We start from the raw sequence: 23,003 nt of genomic DNA, 5'->3' as shown, positions 1-23,003 counted from the left end.
AGTTTTTCCCACACGCCCTTGTCGCGCCATCTGCCAAAGCGACGGTGGGTGTTATTCCAGTCACCATAACTTTCGGGCAGATCTCGCCAGGGGGCTCCAGTGCGCAGAATCCAGAACACAGCATTGACAAACAATCGGTTGTCTTTGGCTACGCCTCCCCACTGACCTGCCTGGCCCGGAAGATGAGGGGACAGCAAGGCCCAAGTGGCGTCGCTGATGTCATGCCGGTGGGGGCTGCTCATGTCAATCCTTATAAATCACACAATACTCTTATTCGCCTAAATCCTAACTCGTGACGACACTATCTAGCCTGAAATCAGTGAGCTCCACAAAAAGTCAAGGGCGTCTAGCATAAACATATACATAAAACAAAAGGCACTTGCAAAATGCAAGTGCCTCCCATTACAAGCCTAAGACGTAAAATTAATCGCCTTGCTCGTCTTCCGGCTGGGCCAGATCCTGATCAACCAACTGAACTAAAGCCATAGGCGCATTGTCACCTTGACGAAAGCCGTTCTTCAGAATCCGCAAGTAACCACCATTGCGGTTAGCATAACGCGGGCCTAGCACGTCAAACAACTTAACTACAATCTCACGGTCACGAGTGCGATCAAAAGCCAAACGACGATTTGCCAAAGACGGCTTTTTACCTAAGGTAATCAGCGGTTCAGCTACACGACGTAACTCCTTAGCTTTTGGCAAAGTGGTAGAAATAGTCTCGTGTTTCAACAGCGCGTTCGCCAAATTGCGAAGCATCGCCAACCGATGCGACGTAGTGCGATTCAGTTTGCGATTACTCAAACGATGACGCATTTTAAAACCTCATATAAATGGAACGACCAAATGTCAAGGTTTTTCCAACCCAACAGGTGGCCAATTTTCCAACTTCATCCCCAGCGTTAGACCCTTTGAAGCAAGAACTTCCTTAATTTCGTTTAAGGACTTTCTACCAAGATTCGGCGTCTTCAACAATTCAGTCTCTGTACGTTGAATCAAATCGCCAATGTAGTAGATATTCTCCGCTTTCAAACAATTCGCAGATCTAACCGTCAGCTCCAGATCATCCACGGGCCGCAGCAGTATCGGATCGACCTGCGGCGCTCTTGGCGCCTCCACCTCAACCTCAGTACCCTGTAGATCAGCAAATACCGACAGTTGCTCGACGAGAATCCTTGCTGCAGACCTCACAGCCTCCTCTGGTTCGACGGCACCATTTGTCTCGATCTCCATTACCAAGCGATCAAGATCAGTACGCTGCTCAACCCGTGCACTCTCTACGACATAACTTACACGGCGGACAGGGCTGAATGATGCATCAAGTAGAATAGAGCCGATTGTTCGACCTTCATCACTACCAGCACGATTCATCGCCGACTGATAGCCACGACCCCTAGAAACCTTCACTTCCATGGAAAGCCTGCCACCTGAGGACAGCGTAGCAATCACATGATCTGGATTAATAACTTCCACATCATGAGGAATCTCCAGATCTGAGGCTCTCACAACGCCCTCACCCTCGCGGCGCAATTTAAGCAGCACTTCCTCTCTACCATGAACCTTGAGAACAACCCCCTTCAGGTTCAACAACACATCAACGACATCCTCACGAACACCATCCAAGGCAGAATATTCGTGCACAACACCGTCGATCTTCACCTCTGTAGGAGCAAAGCCAGTCATTGAAGACAGCAAGATACGACGAAGTGCATTCCCAAGTGTGTGACCATACCCCCTTTCGAAGGGCTCCATGATCACCTTTGCATGCGTACGGGAAGCAGTCTGAACATCAATGATGCGCGGCTTAAGTAAATCATTTGCATTACCTTGCATAGCCACCGTTCCAATCCGCTCTTACAATATTACTTGGAATAGAATTCAACGACCAACTGCTCGTTGATATCCCCAGATAGATCCGAACGCTCAGGGTAAGCTTTATAAATGCCTTCCATCTTCTTAGCATCAACAGAAACCCAGTTCGCGAACCCAATTTGCTCAGCTAACGCCAACGCCTCTTGAACACGCACTTGCTTTTTCGCTTTGTCGCGAATAGCAACTACATCACCGGCTTTCACCTGAAAAGATGGAATATTTACCGTCTGGCCATTTACCAGAATAGCTTTATGGCTCACAAGCTGCCTAGCCTCTGCTCTCGTAGAGCCGAAACCCATTCTATATACCACATTGTCAAGTCGAGACTCTAAAATCTTCAAAAGGTTTTCACCGGTAGAGCCTTTTCTACGACTAGCTTCCTCAAAATAGCGCCGGAATTGACGCTCTAACACGCCATAAATTCTACGAATTTTCTGCTTTTCACGCAGCTGTACTCCATAACCTGACAAGCGCGGCGTCTTGGCACCATGTTGACCAGGAGCAGTATCCAACTTACATTTACTATCAAGCGCTCTTCGAGCGCTCTTTAAAAACAAATCTGTGCCTTCCCTGCGCGACAGTTTGCATTTAGGTCCAATATAGCGTGCCATAAAAAGTCTCCGATATTAGATTCGCCGCTTCTTAGGCGGACGGCAACCGTTGTGCGGAATGGGGGTAACATCCGAAATGCTTGTAATTTTAAACCCAAGCGAATTCAATGCACGCACCGCAGACTCTCGGCCAGGCCCTGGACCTTTGATACGAACTTCAAGATTCTTAACACCATACTCTTGGGCAACTTTTCCAGCTTGCTCCGCTGCAACCTGCGCAGCGAACGGTGTACTCTTACGAGAGCCTTTGAAACCAGCACCGCCAGAGGTAGCCCAAGATAACGCATTCCCCTGGCGATCTGTGATGGTAACAATAGTGTTATTAAAAGACGCGTGCACATGCACAATGCCTTCAGAAACACTCTTCTTGACTTTCTTTCGTACACGGACTGTGTTTGCTTTAGCCATTATCGTTCCTTACAAACTTTACTTTTTCGCACCCACAGCTTTACGAGGCCCTTTACGGGTACGAGCATTGGTCCTAGTCCGCTGACCGCGAACAGGAAGACCTCTGCGGTGTCGTAGACCTCGATAGCAACCCAAATCCATGAGTCGTTTGATACTCATGGTAACTTCACGTCGCAAATCACCCTCTACGGTAAATTTTGCTACTTCTTCACGCAGAAGTTCCATTTCCCCATCGGTCAGTTCCTTAATCTTTCGACTTGTAGGAACGCCTGCCGCGACGCAAATCATGTGCGCGCGAGTACTTCCGATACCATAAATCGCTTGCAAACCTATTACGGTATGCTGATGATTTGGTATATTTACCCCAGCAATGCGGGCCATACGCCACCACCCCACTAAAAAAGTTGCGGATTATAACATTACCTACAGCAACTCACAACTAACCTTGTCTTTGCTTATGACGTGGGTCAGTGCAAATCACACGCAGTATGCGATTTCTCCGAATAATCTTACAATTTCGGCAAATCTTCTTTACCGATGCCTGTACTCTCATAAAACCACCTCTTCATCCCAAAGAGCCTACTACTTCGCGCGAAATACAATTCGCGCCCTCGACAAATCGTATGGCGTTAACTCAACTGTAACTTTATCGCCAGGAAGAATACGAATATAGTGCATACGCATCTTACCAGAGATATGACCTAGCACCACGTGACCATTTTCAAGCTTCACTCTGAAAGTTGCATTTGGAAGCGTTTCCAGCACCTCACCCTGCATCTGAATGGTGTCTTCTTTCGACATCTCTCGCCTATTACCAGAACAGTCAAACAAATTAGTTACTTTTGAAGTTGGCTCTTTTCAGCAAACTCTCATACTGATGAGACAACAAATAGGACTGCACTTGCGCCATAAAATCCATAGTCACGACCACAACAATCAGCAATGACGTACCACCAAAATAAAACGGGATACTCCATTGAAGGATCAATAACTCAGGTATCAAACAAACCACGGATATGTATATAGCCCCGACAAGAGTTAGTCGTAATATTATCTTCTCGATATGTCTTGCGGTCTGCTCACCGGGCCTGATCCCGGGAATGAAAGCACCACTCTTCTTTAAATTGTCAGCCGTCTCTTTAGGGTTAAACACCAACGCCGTATAAAAGTAGCAAAAGAAAACAATCGCAGCCGCATAAAAGAGAACATATAAAGGCTGACCAGGATGTAGCATATCACCCAATTGCTTCAACCAAGCAAGCCTATCAGCATTTCCAGACCAACTTAAAACGGTAGCGGGAAAAAGAATTATGCTGGAAGCAAAAATAGGAGGAATTACACCCGCCATATTCAGTTTAAGAGGCAAATGGGTAGCTTGACCTTGCATTACCCGATTGCCAACTTGCCTCTTCGCATAATTAACAAGAACTTTTCTCTGCCCTCTCTCGACAAAGACCACAGCTGCTGTGACAAGAACAACACCAGCAAATAAAAATAAAACAAGCAACGGATGCAATGCACCTTCTTGTGCGAGTGTTAACGTCTTTCCAATAGATGCAGGAATACCTGCGGCAATACCCGCAAATATTAGTATAGAAATGCCGTTACCCAAACCCCGCTCTGTAACTTGCTCGCCAAGCCACATCAAAAATAACGTGCCAGTAACCAAAGTAATCACAGTAGTGAAATAAAACTCATACTGCGCAGTAAGTACTAAATTTGGCTGACGATAAAGCATCGCTGCAATGCCAAAGCTCTGGAACGTTGCTAAAAGAACTGTCGCATAACGGGTATACTGAGTAATCTTGCGTCTACCTGCTTCACCCTCTTTCTTCAATTCCTTGAGACTAGGGACAATTTCAGAGGCCAATTGCAAAATAATAGACGCGGATATGTACGGCATAATCCCAATTGCAAAGACCGTAAACCGCGCAAGCGCCCCACCAGAGAACATGTTGAACATATTCAAGAGGCCAGCGCCTGACTTGGTAGAGTCAAAAAGTGCAGCCAACTCAGCGGGATTAATCCCCGGAACCGGGACGTGCGCACCTACCCTATACACCAAAAGCGCACCAATCAAAAACCAAATACGCTTTTTTAGATCTGCAAACTTATCTGTCACAACGTTCATTCCAGCTTTGGCTATCGATTGATATTACTCAGCGAAACTACCACCGGCAGCTTCAATAGCGCGCCGAGCAGCCGCAGACGCGGAGATGCCCTTCAACAAAAGTGGCCTATCAACTGAACCTGTCAAAACTACTTTAGCGAATTTTGCTCCCTGAGGGATCAGACCCGCTTGTCTCAATACAAGCAAGTCCACTTCAGAGATTGGAAGCACTGACAAGTCGCCAAGACGAACTTCAGCATGCAAAGCCTTAGTCAATGAGACAAAACCACGCTTTGGCAAACGGCGCTGCAAAGGCATCTGACCGCCTTCGAACCCGACCTTATGAAAACCACCGGACCGTGATTTCTGCCCTTTATGTCCACGACCACAGGTTTTGCCCAACCCGCTACCTATACCACGGCCAACACGCTTTTTTGCATGCTTACTGCCTGGTGCGGGAACAATGGAATTTAACTCCATCTCAACCCTCAACTTTCAGCAAATAGCCAATTTTATTGATCATGCCACGGTTTTCCGGTGTAGCAATGACTTCCACAGTTTGATTAATACGCTTCAACCCCAAGCCTCTGGCGCATCCCTTATGAGCCTCGAGTCTACCAATCAAGCTCTTAACTAAAGTTACTCGAATCTTTGAAGAATCACTCATTGGCGCCAACTCCAAAAATCTCTTCGACTGACAACCCACGCTTCGCCGCAACATCCGAAGGCGTTGTCATCTTAGAAAGGCCATCAATTGTTGCCCTAACAACATTGTATGGATTTGTAGACCCATGGCACTTTGCAGATATATTTTGCACACCCATAACTTCAAAAACAGCACGCATAGGACCTCCAGCCTTTATACCCGTACCTTCGGGAGCAGGCTGCATAAACACCGTTGTCGCGCCATGTCTACCAACAACAGTATGTTGAATAGTCCCATTGCGTAACGATACCTTCTGCATCTTACGCCGAGCTTCTTCCATAGCTTTCTGGACAGCAACAGGCACTTCCTTAGACTTGCCTTTGCCCATGCCAATTGCGCCATCACCATCACCGACAACCGTCAAAGCAGCAAAACCGAGAATGCGGCCACCTTTAACAACCTTAGTCACGCGATTTACGCTGACCATTTTCTCGCGCAAGCCATCACCGCGATCTTCAATTTCAGTCTTCGCCATCAATCACTCCAATTTAGAACACGAGACCATTTTCGCGGGCCGAATCGGCAAGTGCTTTAACCCGACCATGATAAGCGAAACCTGACCGATCAAATGCCACCCTTTCGATACCAGCGGCTTTCGCCTTTTCAGCAATGCGCTTTCCAACCAATACCGCTGCGGCAACATTACCGCCTACACCACCGGAAATTTGAGCACGAAGCTCCGTCTCGACAGTAGAAGCGCTAGCCAATACCTTCGAACCAGTCTCGTCGATAATTTGCGCATACATGTGGCAATTACTTCTAAAGATCGAAAGTCGCGCAACTTTCTGCATTGCAATTCTTGCGCGAGTTTTACGCGCCCGACGCAAGCGAGTTTGTTTCTTATCCATAAATAGCCTCGATTACTTCTTCTTGGTCTCTTTCAAGACAACAATCTCATCAGAATATCGAACACCTTTGCCTTTATAAGGCTCTGGGGGGCGATAAGCGCGAATTTCGGCAGCAACCTGACCAATTTGCTGACGATTTATCCCTTTCAACACAATTTCGGTCTGGCTAGGTGTTTCAGCCTTAACACCGACCGGCAACCTATGTGCAACAGGATGAGAAAATCCCAATGTCAGATTAACAACATCACCTTGTGCTTGAGCCCTATACCCTACGCCAACCAGATTTAGTTTCCGCTCAAAGCCCTTGGAAACGCCAACTACCATATTTGCAGCCAATGCGCGTAAGGTACCCGACATCGCACGGGCATGCTTATCATCAGAATTGGCGAAAAATTTAAGCACACCTGTTTCAACCGTAACTGAAACACCATCACAAATAACCTGCTTCTGCATGCCAAGGGGGCCTTTAACTACAAGCTCCTTCCCCAACATACTCACTTCCACACCACCAGGAATGGTGATTGGATTCTTGGCTACACGAGACATTTTCCCTCCCCCGCCTTACGCTACCAGACACAAGAGCTCACCACCAACACCTTCAGCTCTTGCCTTCCGATCCGTCATAACGCCTTTAGAAGTGGACACAATTGCCACCCCCAGCCCATTCATAACCTTAGGAAGGTTCTCGCTACCTTTGTAGACCCGCAAGCCAGGGCGACTTACTCTCTCTATTTTCTCAATAACTGGACGACCGGCGTAATACTTAAGCACAACCGTCAGATTAGCCTTACCTTCCGAACTAGCTACTGAGAAAGAATCAATATAACCCTCATCCTTTAAAACTTGGGCTATTGCAACCTTCAATTTAGAAGAAGGCATTTGCACATTCGGCTTTTCTGCCCTCTGCGCGTTCCGAATACGAGTCAACATATCGGCGATAGGATCATGCATGCTCATTCTAACCTACCCCTATTACCAGCTAGCTTTAACAACGCCAGGAATCTCTCCCCGCATCGCAATTTCACGCAGCTTATTCCGACCAAGCCCAAACTTCCTAAAGACACCCCGTGCACGACCGGTAATAGCGCATCGATTGTGCAATCTGGTAGGGCTAGAGTTTCTAGGCAACTGCTGTAATTTCAATCTAGCTTGAAATCTCTCCTCGTCTGACACCGAGGAATCATTAATAATGGATGTCAAGTGTGCTCGCTTTGTAGAGAATTTCTCCACAAGCTTGCGACGCTTCTCTTCTCTGTTAATCAGTGACAACTTGGCCATTATCGCATCAACCTTTGAAAGGGAACTTAAAAGCAGCAAGCAACGCCTTTGCTTCTTCATCCGTCTTCGCTGTCGTTGTAATAGTAATATTCATACCACGCAACGCATCGATTTTATCGTACTCAATTTCCGGAAAGATAATTTGCTCTTTAACGCCCATATTGTAATTACCACGGCCGTCAAACGCCTTACCAGAAATACCCCGAAAATCTCGGATTCGCGGCATAGCGATTGTAATCAATCTATCCAAAAACTCATACATACGCTCCCGGCGCAGAGTAACCTTGCAACCAACGGGATAATTATCTCGAATCTTAAAGCCAGCGATAGATTTTTTCGACAAAGTCACTACAGGCTTCTGACCTGCAATCTTTTGCATATCAGATACAGCATGCTCCATGACCTTCTTGTCTGCTACTGCCTCACCGACACCCATATTAATGGTAATTTTCTCGATTCGAGGCACTTCCATGACAGAAGAATAACCAAACTGCTCTTTCAACTGAGGAGCAACCGTCTCTTTATAATATTGCTGCAAACGCGCCATCTCTAGACCCCTCAGCCGCCAACCACTTCGCCGTTTGACTTGAAGACGCGAACCTTCCCGCCATCAGCAAGCAATTTAAATCCAACGCGATCCGCTTTCTGCGTACCAGGATTGAAGATCGCGACATTAGAAACATCAAGCGGCATACTTTTCTCTATCAAGCCACCTGATTGACCTTTAAGCGGATTAGGCTTTTGGTGTTTCTTTACTACATTTACACCATCAACAAGAACCTGCCCTGTTGGAAAAACCTTTAAAACCACACCACGTTTACCGCGATCCTTACCGCAAATAACGACAATCTCGTCGCCCTTACGAATTTTATTCACAGAATTCCCCTTACAGTACTTCTGGCGCTAACGACACGATCTTCATGAACTTCTCCGTTCGAAGCTCGCGAGTAACAGGGCCAAAAATACGTGTACCTATTGGCTCCAGCTTATTATTCAACAATACCGCGGCATTGCTATCAAACTTAATAAGCGCCCCATCAGGTCGCCGAACACCTTTTGCCGTACGAACAACCACAGCGTTATAAACATCGCCCTTTTTAACGCGCCCTCTTGGAGAAGCATCCTTAATGCTAACCTTGATCACATCGCCAACAGACGCATACCTACGCTTAGATCCGCCCAAAACTTTAATGCACATAACCACACGCGCACCGGTATTGTCAGCGACCTCAAGCCTTGACTGCATTTGAATCATTTAATTTATCTCCAACTTATCCACAACGCTGCGATGCAGCCTCTAACTACAAACAGTGGGCAGTTTTGGACCCTGCAAAGGGAACGAACTCTGCGAGAACACGCAAAGAAGGGCATTATACATAAGTACAATGCCCCTTGCAACTAGCTCACTGTTCGGACTAGAGAGCCCTTACTCGCTCCGAGCCTTTTCAACCAAGCCAGTAACAACCCAAGTCTTAGTGCGTGACAGAGGCCTCGTCTCCTCAATGATCACCAAATCGCCTTCGCGGTACTGATTACTCTCATCATGGGCATGGTATTTCTTAGACAACCGGATAATCTTCCCGTAAAGAGGATGCTTGACCTTTCTCTCCACTAGAACAGTTACGGTCTTATCCATCTTGTCACTCACAACCTTACCCGTGAGGCACCGCTTCAACTTCGCTTCTGTCTTCATTTCGCCACCTTCTCAGCCAATAAGGTACGCACAGTCGCAATCTGCCTACGAACACGCTTTAACTCACTGGTTTTCGATAACTGCTGGGTAGCAAGTTGCATTCGAAGCCCGAACTGAGCTTTCAGTAACGCGGTCAGCTCAACTCCAAGCTCATCAACAGACTTTGTTCTCAATTCACTTGCTTTCATTTACTGCCCCACATGACGGGTAACAAAGGTTGTCGCAATAGGCAACTTAGCTGCTGCCAAGCGAAACGCCTCTCTAGCCAACTCTTCGCCAACACCATCCATCTCGTAAAGAACCTTGCCCGGCTGAATCTCTGCAACATAGTATTCCGGACTACCCTTGCCATTACCCATCCGAACTTCGGCAGGCTTAGAAGAGATGGGCTTATCCGGAAACACGCGAATCCATACGCGTCCGCCACGTTTAATATGCCGGGTCATCGCGCGTCGCGCAGCTTCGATCTGGCGGGCCGTCAACCTTCCACGCCCGATAGCCTTGAGACCCCACTCACCAAAACTCACTTTGTTGCCGCGAGTAGCGATACCAGTATTACGGCCTTTTTGATGCTTACGATATTTCAGTCTAGTTGGCTGAAGCATTTCGCCCCCCTCTTCTGGACTTCTTCTCTGTTTCGACCTGAGGGACAGCTACTTCAACGCCGCCTTTTACCTCACCTTTATAAACCCAAACCTTTATACCGATGATGCCATACGTCGTTTTTGCCTCAGATACCGCATAATCAATATCAGCCCGTAGCGTATGCAGAGGCACACGACCTTCGCGATACCATTCTGTTCGAGCAATCTCAATTCCATTTAATCGACCCGAACTCATAATCTTGATACCTTGAGCACCAAGACGCATTGCATTCTGCATCGCACGCTTCATTGCACGTCTGAACATGACGCGCTTTTCAAGCTGAGAAGCAATTCCATCAGCAATGATCTGGGCATCTATCTCCGGTTTACGAACCTCTTCAATATTGATATGAACAGGAACACCCATCAGCTTCTGCAGCTGCCCCTTCAGTACCTCGATATCCTCACCTTTTTTTCCAATCACAACACCAGGTCGTGCAGAAAAAATTGTGATGCGAGCATTTTTAGCCGGCCGCTCGATAACAATCTTACTAACAGCCGCATGAGACAACTTCTTCTTTAAGAAGTCACGAACTTTAATATCCTCATTCAACATACCAGCGAATTTCTTACTGCTGGCATACCATTTCGAGGACCAATTCTTAGTTACCGCAAGCCTAAATCCCGTAGGATGTATTTTCTGACCCATAGCGTCCTCTCAATCCCCAACCGTCAACTTGATATGACAAGTCTGTTTTTCAATGCGATTTCCACGCCCCTTCGCCCTAGCGGCGAAACGCTTCAGACTCGCACCCTTGTCAACGTAAATGGTTGTAATCCTAAGAGAATCAATGTCGGCACCTTCGTTATGCTCTGCATTTGCAATAGCTGACTCAAGTAGCTTCTTGATCAATACCGCACCTTTCTTGGGGGAAAAGGTAAGAATATTTAACGCCTGTTCAACCTGTAGGCCACGAACCAGATCAGCTACCAGCCGTGCCTTCTGCGCGGATAAGCGCGCGCCGCTCAATACTGCAGATACTTGCATGGTATCACCTTACTTTTTAGCCTTCTTATCAGCGGCATGACCCTTAAAGGTGCGAGTCAGAGCAAATTCGCCGAGTTTGTGCCCGACCATATTTTCGTTAACGTAGACAGGAACGTGCTGCCTACCATTATGAACCGCAATGGTCAAACCAACGAAATCTGGAAGAATAGTAGACCTACGAGACCACGTCTTAATTGGCCTCTTATCATTATTTGCCTTAACCGCATCTACCTTCTTCAGCAGATGACCGTCTACAAATGGTCCCTTTTTAGTAGAACGACCCATGCTCAATTATCCTTTGCTTGAGTAACGGCGACGAACAATCATGCCACCAGTCCGCTTGTTACGACGGGTCCGATATCCCTTAGTAGGAGTACCCCATGGACTGACGGGATCGCGACCCGCCGCAGTCTTACCTTCACCACCACCATGCGGGTGATCAATAGGATTCATTGCAACACCACGCACCGTAGGACGAATACCACGCCATCGCTGAGCTCCCGCTTTGCCGATCGAACGTAAGTTATTCTCTTCGTTACCTACCTCACCGATTGTGGCTCTGCAATCGACATGAACCCTCCGGATCTCACCCGAACGCAACCTTAACTGCGCATAGATTCCTTCTCGCGCTAACAGCTGGACGGAAGTGCCCGCCGATCTAGCGATCTGACCACCCTTACCCGGTAACATCTCAACACAGTGGATTGTCGTACCGACCGGAATATTCCTAAGAGGCAAGGTATTGCCAGGCTTAATGGGCGCTTCAGGACCATTAAATAATATTGAGCCTGCTTTCATCCCCTTTGATGCCAATACGTACCGCCGCTCACCATCTGCATAACATAACAGAGCAATATGCGCAGTCCTATTTGGGTCATACTCGATACGCTCAACAGTAGCCGGAATACCATCCTTATTGCGTTTAAAATCCACAATACGATAGTGCTGTTTATGCCCGCCACCCTGATGCCTTACAGTAATAACACCGCGATTATTACGGCCAGCGTTACGCTTCTGAACCTCTAGCAAAGGCGCATAAGGAGCACCTCTGTGCAAATCACGATTGACAACTTTTACTACCGCCCTGCGCCCGGGCGATGTAGGCTTTACTTTTACCAGTGCCATTGCAAGTCTCCTCACTCAGCTGCAGAAAAATCGATCTGCTGACCTGGCATCAGGCAAACATAAGCCTTCTTCCAACCCTTACGCCAGCCTTGCGTACGACCGAAGCGCTTTTGCTTCGCCTTCACATTGCTGATCTGCACCGCATCGACTTTGACCTTGAACAACAATTCAACCGCAGCTTTCACTTCAATTTTTGTGGCATCGCTTGCTACACGAAACACCACCTGCTCATTCCGATCAGCAACCAGTGTACTCTTTTCAGATACGATTGGAGCCAACAGCACCTGTAGCAATCTCTCTTGATTCAGCGCATTCATCCCAACATCTCCTCAAACTTCTTGAGCGCATCTCTAGTCAGGACAACATTCCGATACCGCACCAAGCTAACCGGGTCTGCCTGAGCCGGCTCTAATACCAGCACATTCGGAAGATTGCGTGACGACAAATATAGATTCTCATCAAGATTGTCGGTAATCAGCAAAACATGCTGCTCAACACCAAAAGACTGCAACCTCTCAGCAAACAGCTTGGTCTTTGGGCTTTCCAATTCGAAAGTCTCTACCACCATCAATCGCCCTTGACGAACCAGTTGAGACAATATGGTTGCAAGACCTGCACGATACATCTTACGATTTAGCTTGTGGCTAAAATTTTCTTCAGGCGAATTAGGGAAAATCTTCCCACCCCCCCGCCACAAAGGACTAGAAGCCATACCAGCCCGAGCGCGTCCAGTCCCCTTCTGCTTCCAAGGCTTACGCGTCGACTTTGAAACTTCACTTCTACCCTTTTGCGCACGATTTCCGCTGCGGGCATTTGCCAAATATGCGGTAACAACCTGATGAACCAGAGCCTCGTTATAGTCACGCGCAAAAAGTGCATCAGACCCTTGAACGACACCCTTACCTTGCGCTCCAACAAGTATTAACTCCATTACACACCTGCCTTTACGCTTGGGCGCACTACCACGTCATTACCTTTTGCTCCTGGCACAGCACCTTTAACCAGCAACAAACCCCGTTCCACATCAACACGAACCACTTCAAGACACTGTACAGTACGCTTTACATTTCCGTACTGACCCGCCATTCGCTTACCAGGAAAAACCCGACCAGGATCTTGAGCCTGACCAATGGAGCCTGGCTTATTGTGCGACACGGAATTACCGTGGGACGCGCGATTTGAGGCGAAATTATGCCTCTTGATCACACCGGAGAACCCCTTGCCCTGGCTAGTCCCGGTAACATCGACCAATTGACCGATCGAGAATCGCTCAACACCAATAGCCGTACCAACTGACAAATTCGACAGAGCTTCTGATGAAACAGAAAACTCCTTCAAACCGCGACCAGCCTCTACGCCGGCTTTACTGTAATGACCAGCAAGCGCGCGCGTAACCTTATTTGCCTTCTTCAACCCAAATGCAATTTGAACTGCAGAATAGCCATCAACATCCACAGTCTTTATTTGAGTTACTCGATTAAACGACATGTCAAGCACAGTCACTGGAATGGATGCACCATCCTCAGAGAAAATGCGAGTCATGCCGACCTTACGACCGACAAGTCCTAAGCTCATTTCTTTTCCCTTTTACAAGGACCGGCTACGATTGGCCGGCAAAAAATAACAGGCCCGCAGGATAGCGGGCCCATTATATTACCTCATTTCAATCACTTACTGCAACTTGATTTCAACATCAACCCCTGCAGGCAGATCTAATTTCATCAAAGCATCAACCGTCTTGTCTGTTGGGTCAACAATATCCATCAAACGCAGATGAGTACGAATCTCCAACTGATCACGAGAGGTCTTATTCACGTGAGGGGACCTCAACACGTCAAATCGCTCAATTTTCGTTGGCAACGGAACAGGGCCTTTTACCACCGCACCAGTACGCTTCGCGGTATCAACAATCTCCTGCGCGGAACGATCAATCAGACTATAGTCGAAAGCCTTTAGCCGGATGCGAATTTTCTGATTCTGCATTTAAATATCCCCGGTTATTCCAACACTTTCGACACAACGCCCGCACCAACAGTACGGCCACCTTCACGAATAGCAAACCGCAAACCTTGCTCCATCGCAATCGGAGCAATCAACGACACAGTAATCGCAACGTTGTCACCCGGCATGACCATCTCCGTACCTGCAGGCAATTCAACCGATCCAGTAACATCGGTCGTGCGGAAGTAGAACTGAGGGCGATACCCATTAAAGAACGGGGTATGACGGCCTCCTTCATCTTTGCTCAAAACATAGACTTCTGCAGCAAACTTCGTGTGCGGAGTGATACTACCCGGCTTCGCCAATACTTGACCACGCTCAACATCTTCACGTTTAGTACCGCGAAGCAAGGCACCAATATTGTCACCCGCCTGACCCTGATCCAACAACTTGCGGAACATCTCCACACCAGTACAAGTCGTCTTTTGGGTGGCGCGAATGCCAACAATTTCAATTTCTTCGCCAACCTTAACAATACCGCGCTCAACACGGCCAGTCACAACCGTACCCCGACCGGAAATCGAGAACACATCCTCAACCGGCATCAGGAAAGCGCCATCTACGGCTCGCTCAGGCTGAGGAATGTAAGTATCCAGCGCTTCTGCCAAACGGAAAATTGCCGGCTCACCCACCTCAGACTGATCACCTTCCAAAGCCTTCAGCGCAGAACCCTTGATGATAGGAATGTCATCACCAGGGAAATCATACTTCGAAAGAAGCTCACGAACTTCCATCTCAACCAGTTCAAGCAGCTCAGCATCATCAACCATGTCACACTTATTCATGAACACGATGATATAAGGAACACCCACCTGGCGAGCCAACAGAATATGCTCCCGAGTCTGAGGCATCGGACCATCAGCAGCCGACACAACCAAAATCGCACCATCCATCTGGGCCGCACCCGTAATCATGTTCTTCACATAATCAGCATGGCCAGGGCAATCTACGTGAGCATAGTGGCGATTCTCAGTCTCATACTCAACGTGCGCGGTATTAATCGTAATACCACGCGCCTTTTCTTCCGGAGCACTATCAATTTGATCGTAAGCTTTTGCAATACCGCCAAACTTGCGTGACAAGATGGTTGTAATCGCTGCGGTCAACGTGGTCTTTCCATGATCTACGTGACCAATAGTCCCTACGTTCACATGCGGCTTCGTCCGCTCAAACTTCTCTTTTGCCATTTTTCAAAATCCTTAAAAATTCTTCACAAAACCGAAAAATTGCTTACTTCTTATTAATGATCGCATCAGCAACGTTTTTTGGAGCTTCAGCATAATGCTTGAATTCCATAGAGTAAGTTGCACGCCCCTGCGACATAGAGCGAAGTGTCGTCGAATAGCCAAACATCTCAGACAGAGGCACTTCCGCTTTAATCATTTTTCCGCCAGCCGGATTGTCATCCATCCCCTGCACAATACCGCGACGAGAGGAAAGATCGCCCATAATATCGCCCATGTACTCCTCTGGCGTTTCAACCTCTACCGCCATCATTGGCTCAAGAATTACAGCCCCCGCCCGACGCATAGCCTCTTTAAATGCCATCGACCCAGCCAATTCGAACGCAATTTGTGACGAATCAACATCATGATAAGAGCCAAACGTCAAACGAACCGTCACATCAACAACAGGGAAGCCAGCCAAAATACCGGCCTTCAGAGTATCCTGAATACCCTTATCAACAGACGGGATAAATTCTCTAGGAATAACGCCGCCTTTGATCTCATCAAAGAAATGATACCCTTTACCCTCACCAGAAGGCTCAACAGTAATCACAGCATGGCCATACTGCCCCTTGCCACCAGACTGCTTAACATGCTTACCTTCGATATCTTTGGCAATTTTGGTAATGGTCTCACGATATGCAACTTGAGGAGCACCAACATTGGCTTCAACACCAAACTCACGACGCATACGATCAACAATAATCTCCAGATGCAACTCACCCATGCCAGAGATAATAGTTTGACCAGATTCCTCATCCGTGCGAACACGGAAAGAAGGATCTTCTTTAGCCAGCCGATTGAGCGCAACACCCATTTTTTCCTGATCAGCCTTCGTCTTTGGCTCAACAGCCACGTGAATAACCGGATCCGGAAATTCCATCCTCTCAAGAACAATTACTTTATCAGGGGAGCACAGCGTTTCTCCCGTCGTAACCTCTTTCAAGCCGATAGCCGCGGCGATATCACCAGCCCGAACTTCCTCTATTTCCTCGCGGTTGTTAGCGTGCATCTGAACAATACGCCCGATGCGCTCCTTCTTCCCCTTAACAGAGTTAACAACTGAATCACCGGAGTTCACAACGCCAGAATAAACGCGGAAGAAGGTAAGCTGTCCCACATACGGGTCATTCATCAACTTGAACGCCAATGCTGAGAATGCCGCCTCATCAGAAGCCTCTCTAACCTCCTCTTCCCCTTTCTCGTTGGTACCCTTTACTGGGGGAATATCAACAGGAGATGGCAACAGCTCAATAACAGCATCCAGCATTCGCTGAACACCTTTATTCTTAAAGGCCGTACCACACAGCATTGGTTGAATCTCGCACGCAATTGTACGCTGACGCAATGCAGCCACAATCTCATCTTCAGCCAGCTCACCCGTTTCGAGGTACTTATTCATCAAGTCCTCGTTAGCTTCTGCAGCAGCTTCAACCATCTTTTCGCGCCATTCCTGAGCCAATCCCTTCAACTCTTCAGGAATATCACGATATTCAAACTTCATCCCTTGCGAAGCTTCATCCCAGAAAATCGCCTGCATTTTTAGCAAGTCGATTACACCACCAAAAGTATCTTCAGCGCCGATAGGAATAACAATAGGGACTGGATTCGCCTTCAAGCGAATTCGCATTTGCTCAACAACGCGGAAAAAGTTGGCGCCCTGGCGATCCATCTTATTAACAAACGCCAAGCGAGGTACGCGATACTTATTGGCTTGACGCCAAACAGTTTCCGACTGAGGCTGAACTCCACCAACCGCACAATAAACCATACAAGCACCGTCAAGCACGCGCATGGATCGTTCAACTTCAATCGTAAAATCTACGTGACCAGGGGTATCAATAATATTGATACGGTGCTCGGGGAACTGCATCCCCATACCTTTCCAAAAGGTAGTCGTAGCAGCAGAAGTAATTGTAATTCCGCGCTCTTGCTCTTGCTCCATCCAGTCCATGGTAGCCGCGCCATCATGAACTTCGCCAATCTTATGATTGACACCGGTATAGAAAAGAATACGCTCGGTGGTAGTAGTCTTACCGGCGTCAATGTGTGCGCTAATACCGATATTCCGATAGCGCTCAATGGGTGTCTTGCGTGCCACAGCATGTACCTTTTAAAGAACAACTCAAGTCGAAAATACAATCTGATTAGAAGCGATAGTGCGAGAAAGCCTTATTAGCCTCCGCCATACGATGAACCTCATCACGCTTCTTCATTGCACCGCCACGACCCTCAGCCGCATCCAGCAACTCCCCTGCCAAACGCTGACCCATTGACTTCTCTCCACGCTTTCGTGCCGCCTCGCGCAACCAGCGCATCGCCAATGCCATACGACGCGACGGACGCACCTCAACAGGCACTTGGTAGTTAGCACCGCCAACACGGCGACTCTTTACTTCAACAACTGGTTTTACATTTGCCAAAGCCTGAGAAAAAACCTCAAGCGGAACCTTCCCGCTCTTCTTGCCAATAATTTCCAGTGCGCCATACACAATGCGTTCAGCAACCGACTTCTTGCCATCTTGCATTACAACATTCATAAATTTGGACAGCTCTTCGCTACCAAACTTCGGATCTGGCAACACTTCCCGCTTGGGGACTTCTCTACGTCTTGGCATTTTCTACCCTAACAATTAATAAGTTATTCAGCTGAGTCTCATTCAACTCAAGGTCATCCATCACGATGACCGCTTACTAGACAGTCTCCTGCCCACTAAACGGCAAGCTTAAGACTTAGGCCGCTTCGAACCATACTTAGAACGAGCTTGCTTACGATCCTTAACACCCGCCGTATCCAGAGAACCACGAACTGTGTGGTAGCGAACACCTGGCAAGTCCTTAACACGACCGCCACGGATCAGCACCACGGAGTGCTCTTGTAGATTATGACCTTCACCGCCAATGTATGAGATCACTTCAAAACCATTGGTCAGGCGAACCTTGCACACCTTACGGAGCGCAGAGTTAGGCTTCTTAGGGGTGGTGGTATACACACGCGTACATACACCACGCTTCTGAGGACATGCTTCCAGTGCTGGCACCTTGCTTTTCGCCTGCGCAGCAACACGCCCTTTGCGTACGAGCTGGTTAATCGTTGGCATTGTAACTTCCTAATTAATGAAAACGGCGACGCCGGCCGAACGCCAACGCCGCCCTACACGGAGGGGCATATTATAGAGAAATCAATAGATTGACGTCAATATACCCGTTCTATGCCTCAAATGACTTGAGACAAACCCTCTTTACCTACCGCACCGTCACCCAACATCGAAACGGTTTGTTGATCATCACCGGACTTCTGACGACGGCGACTATTATGATATGCCAATCCCGTACCAGCAGGAATCAAACGACCAACAATTACGTTTTCCTTCAGGCCACGCAAATCATCACGCTTACCCATGATTGCAGCTTCAGTCAAAACGCGTGTTGTTTCCTGGAAAGAAGCCGCAGAGATGAACGAATCGGTAGACAACGACGCCTTGGTAATACCAAGCAATACATTATCAAACGAAGCCGGCTCTTTACCTTCTGCCGCCATCCGGTCATTCGCTTCCAGCACTTCGGCACGTTCCACTTGCTCACCAGTAATGAAGTCCGTGCCTCCGGAGTCACTAATGACTACGCGACGCAGCATCTGCCGAACGATAACCTCGATATGCTTGTCGTTAATCTTAACGCCCTGCAGTCGGTAAACTTCCTGCACTTCTTCAGTAACGTAACGAACCAGCGCCTCAATCCCTTGCAGACGCAGGATGTCATGCGGATCCACAGGACCGTCAACAATAGTCTCGCCACGATTCACGACCTGACCATCATGAACTAAAACGTGCTTATCTTTCGGGATCAAGTATTCGTGCGCAACACCATCCAGATCAGTCAGAATCAAGCGCTGCTTACCCTTGGTATCCTTACCAAAGGACACTGTACCAGTAATCTCCGCGAGCATACCCGCATCTTTCGGAGATCTCGCCTCAAACAGCTCGGCAACACGTGGCAGACCACCAGTAATATCACGAGTCTTCGATGACTCCTGAGGGATACGGGCCAGCACCTCACCCACACCAACCTGCTGACCATCCTTAACCGTGATAATCGAACCAACCTGGAAGGTAATATTAACTGAGGTATCAGAACCGGCCAGCTTTACCTCCTCGCCGATCTCATCCAACAATTTAACCTGCGGGCGCAACATCTTCGACTGACTACCGGCCCTGCGCTTCGGATCAATTACGACCAAGGTAGACAAGCCCGTAACTTCGTCAATTTGCTTGGCTACGGTCACACCTTCCTCTACGTTCTCAAACTTCACCTGCCCCCCGTACTCCGTAATAATCGGACGGGTGTGAGGATCCCAAGTTGCCAAGACCTGACCAGCCTTGATCTGCTGCTCATCCTTCACCATCAAGGTGGCGCCGTATGGAACCTTATGCCGCTCACGCTCACGGCCATTGTCATCAAACACCATTACTTCGCCGGAGCGAGTAATGACAATCTGTTCACCTTTGGCGTTTGTAACATAGCGCATCATGGGGCCAAAGCCGATATGACCATTGGACTTCGACTCGACCTGACTTGCAGCAGCAGCCCGCGATGCGGCACCACCGATGTGGAAGGTACGCATGGTCAGCTGAGTACCAGGTTCACCAATCGACTGTGCTGCGATTACACCAACAGCTTCACCAACATTGACCAAATTACCGCGACCCAGATCGCGACCATAACACTGCGCGCACAAACCATAGCGCGTCTCACAGGTCAGCGGCGTACGTACTTTTACCTCATCGATACCCAAGGCCTCGATGCGCTCAACGATTTCTTCGTTCAGCAGGGTGCCTGCCTCAAAAATCGTTTCTTGCGAAGCTGGATCAATAATGTCTATAGCTGCAACGCGTCCCAGAATGCGGTCACGAAGCGCTTCGACTACATCCCCGCCTTGAACCACAGCCTTCATGTTCACACCATTTTTGGTGCCACAGTCACGCTCAATGACAACCAAATCTTGGGTCACATCAACCAAACGGCGAGTCAGGTAACCCGAGTTAGCGGTCTTCAATGCGGTATCTGCAAGACCCTTACGCGCACCGTGTGTCGATATAAAGTATTGAAGAACCGTCAAGCCTTCGCGGAAGTTAGACGTAATGGGTGTCTCAATAATCGAACCATCTGGCTTGGCCATCAGACCCCGCATACCGGCCAACTGGCGAATCTGCGCCGCAGAACCCCGCGCACCGGAATCCGCCATCATATAAATGGAATTGAAGGACTCCTGCATAACGTTGTTGCCTGCACGATCAACGACGGGCTCTTTACCAAGTTGATCCATCATCGCCTTAGCGACCTGATCACCGCAACGCCCCCAGATATCCACAACCTTGTTGTAACGCTCACCTTGCGTCACCAAGCCCGAGGTGTACTGAGCTTCGATCTCTTTGACCTCTTTCTCCGCCGCCCCCAATAACTCCATTTTCTGGTTGGGTACCAGCATGTCATCAACACAGATCGACAAGCCTGCACGGGTTGAGTAGGTAAACCCGGTATACATCAAACGATCAGCCAAAATAACTGTTTCGCGCAACCCACAGCGACGGAAGGAAACGTTGATAAGCTTCGAAATTTCTTTTTTCTTCAAAGCTTTGTTCACCACGTCAAAGGACAGGCCTTTGGGCAGAATTTCAGACAGCAGAGCACGACCAACCGTAGTCTCAACTCGCTTCATCCGATACTTCCACTCATTCTCAGAGTCAAGATACCAGTCTTTCAACCGAACAGTAATCTTGGCATTGAGTTCAACTGTACGGGTTTCGTAAGCGCGAGAAACCTCATCAACATCCGAAAAACTCATGCCTTCGCCCTTACCATTCACCCGCTCACGGGTCATAAAGTACAGGCCAAGCACGATATCCTGCGAGGGAACAATAATTGGTTCGCCATGCGCAGGAGATAGTACGTTATTGGATGCAAGCATCAGCGTACGAGCTTCCATCTGAGCTTCCAAGCTCAGAGGAACGTGTACGGCCATTTGGTCACCGTCGAAGTCGGCGTTAAATGCAGTACAAACCAAAGGATGCAACTGAATTGCTTTACCTTCGATCAACACTGGTTCAAACGCCTGGATACCTAGGCGGTGTAGCGTTGGTGCACGGTTCAGCAATACTGGATGCTCACGAATAACTTCTTCAAGAATATCCCATACCTCAGGAACTTCCTGTTCAACCAGCTTCTTGGCAGCCTTAATAGTGGTTGCAAGCCCAAGAATCTCCAGCTTGTGGAAAATAAACGGCTTGAATAACTCCAGCGCCATTTTCTTCGGCAAACCGCATTGATGTAACTTGAGAGTAGGCCCCACCACAATAACGGAACGACCTGAGTAATCCACACGCTTACCCAGCAAGTTCTGACGGAAACGACCACCCTTACCCTTGATCATATCAGCCAAGGACTTCAAAGGACGTTTGTTCGCGCCAGTCATCGCTTTGCCACGGCGACCGTTATCTAGTAGGGAATCAACAGCCTCCTGCAACATACGCTTTTCGTTGCGCACAATGATTTCGGGTGCACGCAACTCAAGCAGGCGCTTCAAGCGGTTATTACGGTTAATGACCCTACGGTACAGATCATTCAAGTCAGAAGTAGCAAAACGACCACCATCCAGTGGAACCAATGGACGAAGCTCCGGGGGCAATACCGGCAGGACATCCATGATCATCCACTCTGGCTTGATACCAGAGCGATGGAACGCTTCCAACACCTTCAGGCGTTTAGCGATCTTCTTAATCTTTGCATCCGAACCTGTATTTTCGAGTTCGTGACGCAGTGTTTCCATTTCAGCGATGTGGTCAATGCTCTTCAGCAGTTCGCGAACCGCCTCGGCACCCATCAGTGCGACAAACTCATCACCATACTCTTCGACCTTGTTGAGGTAATCATCTTCCGTCAACAACTGGCGACGATTGAGCGGTGTCATGCCAGGCTCAATCACTACATATGCTTCAAAGTACAGTACCCGCTCAATATCACGGAGCGTCATATCAAGAACCATACCCAGACGACTAGGCAAGCTCTTCAGGAACCAGATATGTGCAACAGGACTAGCCAGCTCGATATGAGCCATTCGCTCACGACGCACCTTCGACAGGGTGACTTCAACGCCACACTTCTCACAGATAACGCCGCGGTGCTTCAGACGCTTGTATTTACCGCATAAGCACTCATAGTCTTTGATCGGTCCAAAGATACGAGCACAAAACAAGCCGTCCCGTTCTGGCTTAAATGTGCGGTAATTAATGGTCTCCGGCTTTTTTACTTCACCATAAGACCAGGAACGTACTTTCTCAGGAGAAGCTAGACCGATCTTAATCGCGTCGAACTCCTCCTCCTGAGTCACTTGCTTAAATAAATCAAGTAGGGCTTTCATAACATCTTCCTCGCATTACAAGTGAGGCAATCCTAAAGCGGGTGCCAGACAGGGAGCGCCTCACGCCTCACTCCCTAGA

At 48.3% G+C, this 23,003-nt stretch carries 35 protein-coding genes; all 35 read right to left on the bottom strand.

Annotated features, from left to right (window positions below; translation table 11 throughout):
- The coding region (locus PZA18_RS20275; RefSeq protein ID WP_284102699.1) for a transposase at positions 1-242 on the bottom strand (242 nt) is incomplete at its 3' end.
- 181 nt (positions 243-423) lie between these two features.
- Positions 424-813 carry a 50S ribosomal protein L17 gene (gene rplQ / locus PZA18_RS20270; protein WP_284102698.1) on the bottom strand — a complete coding sequence of 130 codons (390 nt, stop codon included), beginning with the start codon at positions 811-813 and terminating at the stop codon, positions 424-426.
- A gap of 33 nt (positions 814-846) precedes the next feature.
- Complete coding sequence (locus PZA18_RS20265; protein WP_284102697.1) at positions 847-1,830, bottom strand: DNA-directed RNA polymerase subunit alpha; 984 nt, start codon at positions 1,828-1,830, stop codon at positions 847-849.
- 29 nt (positions 1,831-1,859) lie between these two features.
- The gene (gene rpsD, locus PZA18_RS20260) at positions 1,860-2,480 is read right to left on the bottom strand and encodes a 30S ribosomal protein S4 (RefSeq protein WP_284102696.1); all 621 of its coding nucleotides are present in this window, start codon (positions 2,478-2,480) and stop codon (positions 1,860-1,862) included.
- Between the two features lie 15 nt (positions 2,481-2,495).
- The gene (rpsK, locus tag PZA18_RS20255) at positions 2,496-2,888 is read right to left on the bottom strand and encodes a 30S ribosomal protein S11 (protein ID WP_284102695.1); all 393 of its coding nucleotides are present in this window, start codon (positions 2,886-2,888) and stop codon (positions 2,496-2,498) included.
- Between the two features lie 18 nt (positions 2,889-2,906).
- Positions 2,907-3,269 carry a 30S ribosomal protein S13 gene (rpsM, locus tag PZA18_RS20250; RefSeq protein WP_284102694.1) on the bottom strand — a complete coding sequence of 121 codons (363 nt, stop codon included), beginning with the start codon at positions 3,267-3,269 and terminating at the stop codon, positions 2,907-2,909.
- Between the two features lie 58 nt (positions 3,270-3,327).
- Complete coding sequence (rpmJ, locus tag PZA18_RS20245; RefSeq protein ID WP_284102693.1) at positions 3,328-3,441, bottom strand: 50S ribosomal protein L36; 114 nt, start codon at positions 3,439-3,441, stop codon at positions 3,328-3,330.
- Positions 3,442-3,470: 29 nt separating this feature from the next.
- Positions 3,471-3,689, bottom strand: coding sequence for a translation initiation factor IF-1 (infA, locus tag PZA18_RS20240; RefSeq protein ID WP_284102692.1), 219 nt, complete (start codon positions 3,687-3,689; stop codon positions 3,471-3,473).
- A 31-nt stretch (positions 3,690-3,720) separates the two neighbouring features.
- Positions 3,721-5,010, bottom strand: a complete 1,290-nt coding sequence (secY, locus tag PZA18_RS20235) for a preprotein translocase subunit SecY (RefSeq protein ID WP_407951199.1) — start codon at positions 5,008-5,010, stop codon at positions 3,721-3,723.
- 33 nt (positions 5,011-5,043) lie between these two features.
- Positions 5,044-5,478, bottom strand: coding sequence for a 50S ribosomal protein L15 (gene rplO, locus PZA18_RS20230; RefSeq protein ID WP_284102690.1), 435 nt, complete (start codon positions 5,476-5,478; stop codon positions 5,044-5,046).
- Between the two features lies 1 nt (position 5,479).
- Positions 5,480-5,665 (bottom strand): 50S ribosomal protein L30, encoded by a 186-nt coding sequence (gene rpmD / locus PZA18_RS20225; protein WP_284102689.1) that lies wholly within the window; start codon positions 5,663-5,665, stop codon positions 5,480-5,482.
- Positions 5,658-6,179, bottom strand: a complete 522-nt coding sequence (gene rpsE, locus PZA18_RS20220; protein ID WP_284102688.1) for a 30S ribosomal protein S5 — start codon at positions 6,177-6,179, stop codon at positions 5,658-5,660. Before rpsE ends, rpmD begins: the two co-directional genes overlap by 8 nt.
- A gap of 13 nt (positions 6,180-6,192) precedes the next feature.
- Positions 6,193-6,552 (bottom strand): 50S ribosomal protein L18, encoded by a 360-nt coding sequence (gene rplR, locus PZA18_RS20215; RefSeq protein ID WP_284102687.1) that lies wholly within the window; start codon positions 6,550-6,552, stop codon positions 6,193-6,195.
- Between the two features lie 12 nt (positions 6,553-6,564).
- On the bottom strand, positions 6,565-7,098 hold the full coding sequence (rplF, locus tag PZA18_RS20210; RefSeq protein WP_284102686.1) for a 50S ribosomal protein L6: 534 nt from the start codon (positions 7,096-7,098) through the stop codon (positions 6,565-6,567).
- A 15-nt stretch (positions 7,099-7,113) separates the two neighbouring features.
- Positions 7,114-7,509 carry a 30S ribosomal protein S8 gene (gene rpsH / locus PZA18_RS20205; RefSeq protein WP_284102685.1) on the bottom strand — a complete coding sequence of 132 codons (396 nt, stop codon included), beginning with the start codon at positions 7,507-7,509 and terminating at the stop codon, positions 7,114-7,116.
- Between the two features lie 15 nt (positions 7,510-7,524).
- Positions 7,525-7,830, bottom strand: a complete 306-nt coding sequence (gene rpsN / locus PZA18_RS20200; RefSeq protein ID WP_284102684.1) for a 30S ribosomal protein S14 — start codon at positions 7,828-7,830, stop codon at positions 7,525-7,527.
- 7 nt (positions 7,831-7,837) lie between these two features.
- Entirely contained in the window at positions 7,838-8,377 is a 540-nt protein-coding gene (rplE, locus tag PZA18_RS20195; RefSeq protein WP_284102683.1) for a 50S ribosomal protein L5, read from the bottom strand.
- Between the two features lie 11 nt (positions 8,378-8,388).
- Positions 8,389-8,706: a 50S ribosomal protein L24 gene (gene rplX / locus PZA18_RS20190; RefSeq protein WP_284102682.1), complete on the bottom strand. Its 318-nt coding sequence runs from the start codon at positions 8,704-8,706 to the stop codon at positions 8,389-8,391.
- Between the two features lie 10 nt (positions 8,707-8,716).
- Positions 8,717-9,085 carry a 50S ribosomal protein L14 gene (rplN, locus tag PZA18_RS20185; RefSeq protein WP_284102681.1) on the bottom strand — a complete coding sequence of 123 codons (369 nt, stop codon included), beginning with the start codon at positions 9,083-9,085 and terminating at the stop codon, positions 8,717-8,719.
- Positions 9,086-9,256: 171 nt separating this feature from the next.
- Positions 9,257-9,523: a 30S ribosomal protein S17 gene (gene rpsQ, locus PZA18_RS20180; RefSeq protein WP_284102680.1), complete on the bottom strand. Its 267-nt coding sequence runs from the start codon at positions 9,521-9,523 to the stop codon at positions 9,257-9,259.
- The gene (gene rpmC, locus PZA18_RS20175) at positions 9,520-9,711 is read right to left on the bottom strand and encodes a 50S ribosomal protein L29 (RefSeq protein WP_284102679.1); all 192 of its coding nucleotides are present in this window, start codon (positions 9,709-9,711) and stop codon (positions 9,520-9,522) included. The genes rpsQ and rpmC overlap by 4 nt, the downstream gene beginning before the upstream one ends.
- Positions 9,712-10,128 (bottom strand): 50S ribosomal protein L16, encoded by a 417-nt coding sequence (gene rplP / locus PZA18_RS20170; RefSeq protein WP_284102678.1) that lies wholly within the window; start codon positions 10,126-10,128, stop codon positions 9,712-9,714.
- Positions 10,112-10,816, bottom strand: coding sequence for a 30S ribosomal protein S3 (gene rpsC, locus PZA18_RS20165; RefSeq protein ID WP_308447433.1), 705 nt, complete (start codon positions 10,814-10,816; stop codon positions 10,112-10,114). The genes rplP and rpsC overlap by 17 nt, the downstream gene beginning before the upstream one ends.
- A gap of 9 nt (positions 10,817-10,825) precedes the next feature.
- Entirely contained in the window at positions 10,826-11,155 is a 330-nt protein-coding gene (gene rplV, locus PZA18_RS20160) for a 50S ribosomal protein L22 (RefSeq protein ID WP_284102677.1), read from the bottom strand.
- 9 nt (positions 11,156-11,164) lie between these two features.
- The gene (rpsS, locus tag PZA18_RS20155; protein ID WP_284102676.1) at positions 11,165-11,440 is read right to left on the bottom strand and encodes a 30S ribosomal protein S19; all 276 of its coding nucleotides are present in this window, start codon (positions 11,438-11,440) and stop codon (positions 11,165-11,167) included.
- Positions 11,441-11,446: 6 nt separating this feature from the next.
- Positions 11,447-12,280: a 50S ribosomal protein L2 gene (gene rplB, locus PZA18_RS20150; protein ID WP_284102675.1), complete on the bottom strand. Its 834-nt coding sequence runs from the start codon at positions 12,278-12,280 to the stop codon at positions 11,447-11,449.
- Positions 12,281-12,291: 11 nt separating this feature from the next.
- Entirely contained in the window at positions 12,292-12,588 is a 297-nt protein-coding gene (gene rplW / locus PZA18_RS20145; protein WP_456238577.1) for a 50S ribosomal protein L23, read from the bottom strand.
- 5 nt (positions 12,589-12,593) lie between these two features.
- Positions 12,594-13,211, bottom strand: a complete 618-nt coding sequence (gene rplD / locus PZA18_RS20140) for a 50S ribosomal protein L4 (RefSeq protein WP_284102673.1) — start codon at positions 13,209-13,211, stop codon at positions 12,594-12,596.
- Complete coding sequence (rplC, locus tag PZA18_RS20135) at positions 13,211-13,855, bottom strand: 50S ribosomal protein L3 (RefSeq protein ID WP_284102672.1); 645 nt, start codon at positions 13,853-13,855, stop codon at positions 13,211-13,213. Before rplC ends, rplD begins: the two co-directional genes overlap by 1 nt.
- A 96-nt stretch (positions 13,856-13,951) precedes the next feature.
- The gene (gene rpsJ / locus PZA18_RS20130) at positions 13,952-14,263 is read right to left on the bottom strand and encodes a 30S ribosomal protein S10 (RefSeq protein WP_284102671.1); all 312 of its coding nucleotides are present in this window, start codon (positions 14,261-14,263) and stop codon (positions 13,952-13,954) included.
- Between the two features lie 14 nt (positions 14,264-14,277).
- Positions 14,278-15,468 (bottom strand): elongation factor Tu, encoded by a 1,191-nt coding sequence (tuf, locus tag PZA18_RS20125; RefSeq protein ID WP_284102659.1) that lies wholly within the window; start codon positions 15,466-15,468, stop codon positions 14,278-14,280.
- A 43-nt stretch (positions 15,469-15,511) separates the two neighbouring features.
- Complete coding sequence (gene fusA, locus PZA18_RS20120) at positions 15,512-17,608, bottom strand: elongation factor G (RefSeq protein ID WP_284102670.1); 2,097 nt, start codon at positions 17,606-17,608, stop codon at positions 15,512-15,514.
- Between the two features lie 46 nt (positions 17,609-17,654).
- A complete protein-coding gene (rpsG, locus tag PZA18_RS20115) occupies positions 17,655-18,125 on the bottom strand; it encodes a 30S ribosomal protein S7 (protein WP_284102669.1) in 471 nt (156 codons plus the stop codon).
- 108 nt (positions 18,126-18,233) lie between these two features.
- Positions 18,234-18,608, bottom strand: coding sequence for a 30S ribosomal protein S12 (gene rpsL, locus PZA18_RS20110; protein ID WP_284102668.1), 375 nt, complete (start codon positions 18,606-18,608; stop codon positions 18,234-18,236).
- A 116-nt stretch (positions 18,609-18,724) separates the two neighbouring features.
- Positions 18,725-22,924, bottom strand: coding sequence for a DNA-directed RNA polymerase subunit beta' (rpoC, locus tag PZA18_RS20105; RefSeq protein WP_284102667.1), 4,200 nt, complete (start codon positions 22,922-22,924; stop codon positions 18,725-18,727).
- Between the last annotated feature and the right edge of the window lie 79 nt (positions 22,925-23,003).

Origin of the sequence: Parachitinimonas caeni, from assembly GCF_030129945.1 — a bacterium.
GTDB classification, from domain to species: Bacteria; Pseudomonadota; Gammaproteobacteria; order Burkholderiales; family Chitinimonadaceae; genus Parachitinimonas; species Parachitinimonas caeni.
The sequence above is the reverse complement of the archived record's forward strand: the minus strand, read 5'-3'. Positions and strand labels throughout refer to the sequence as shown.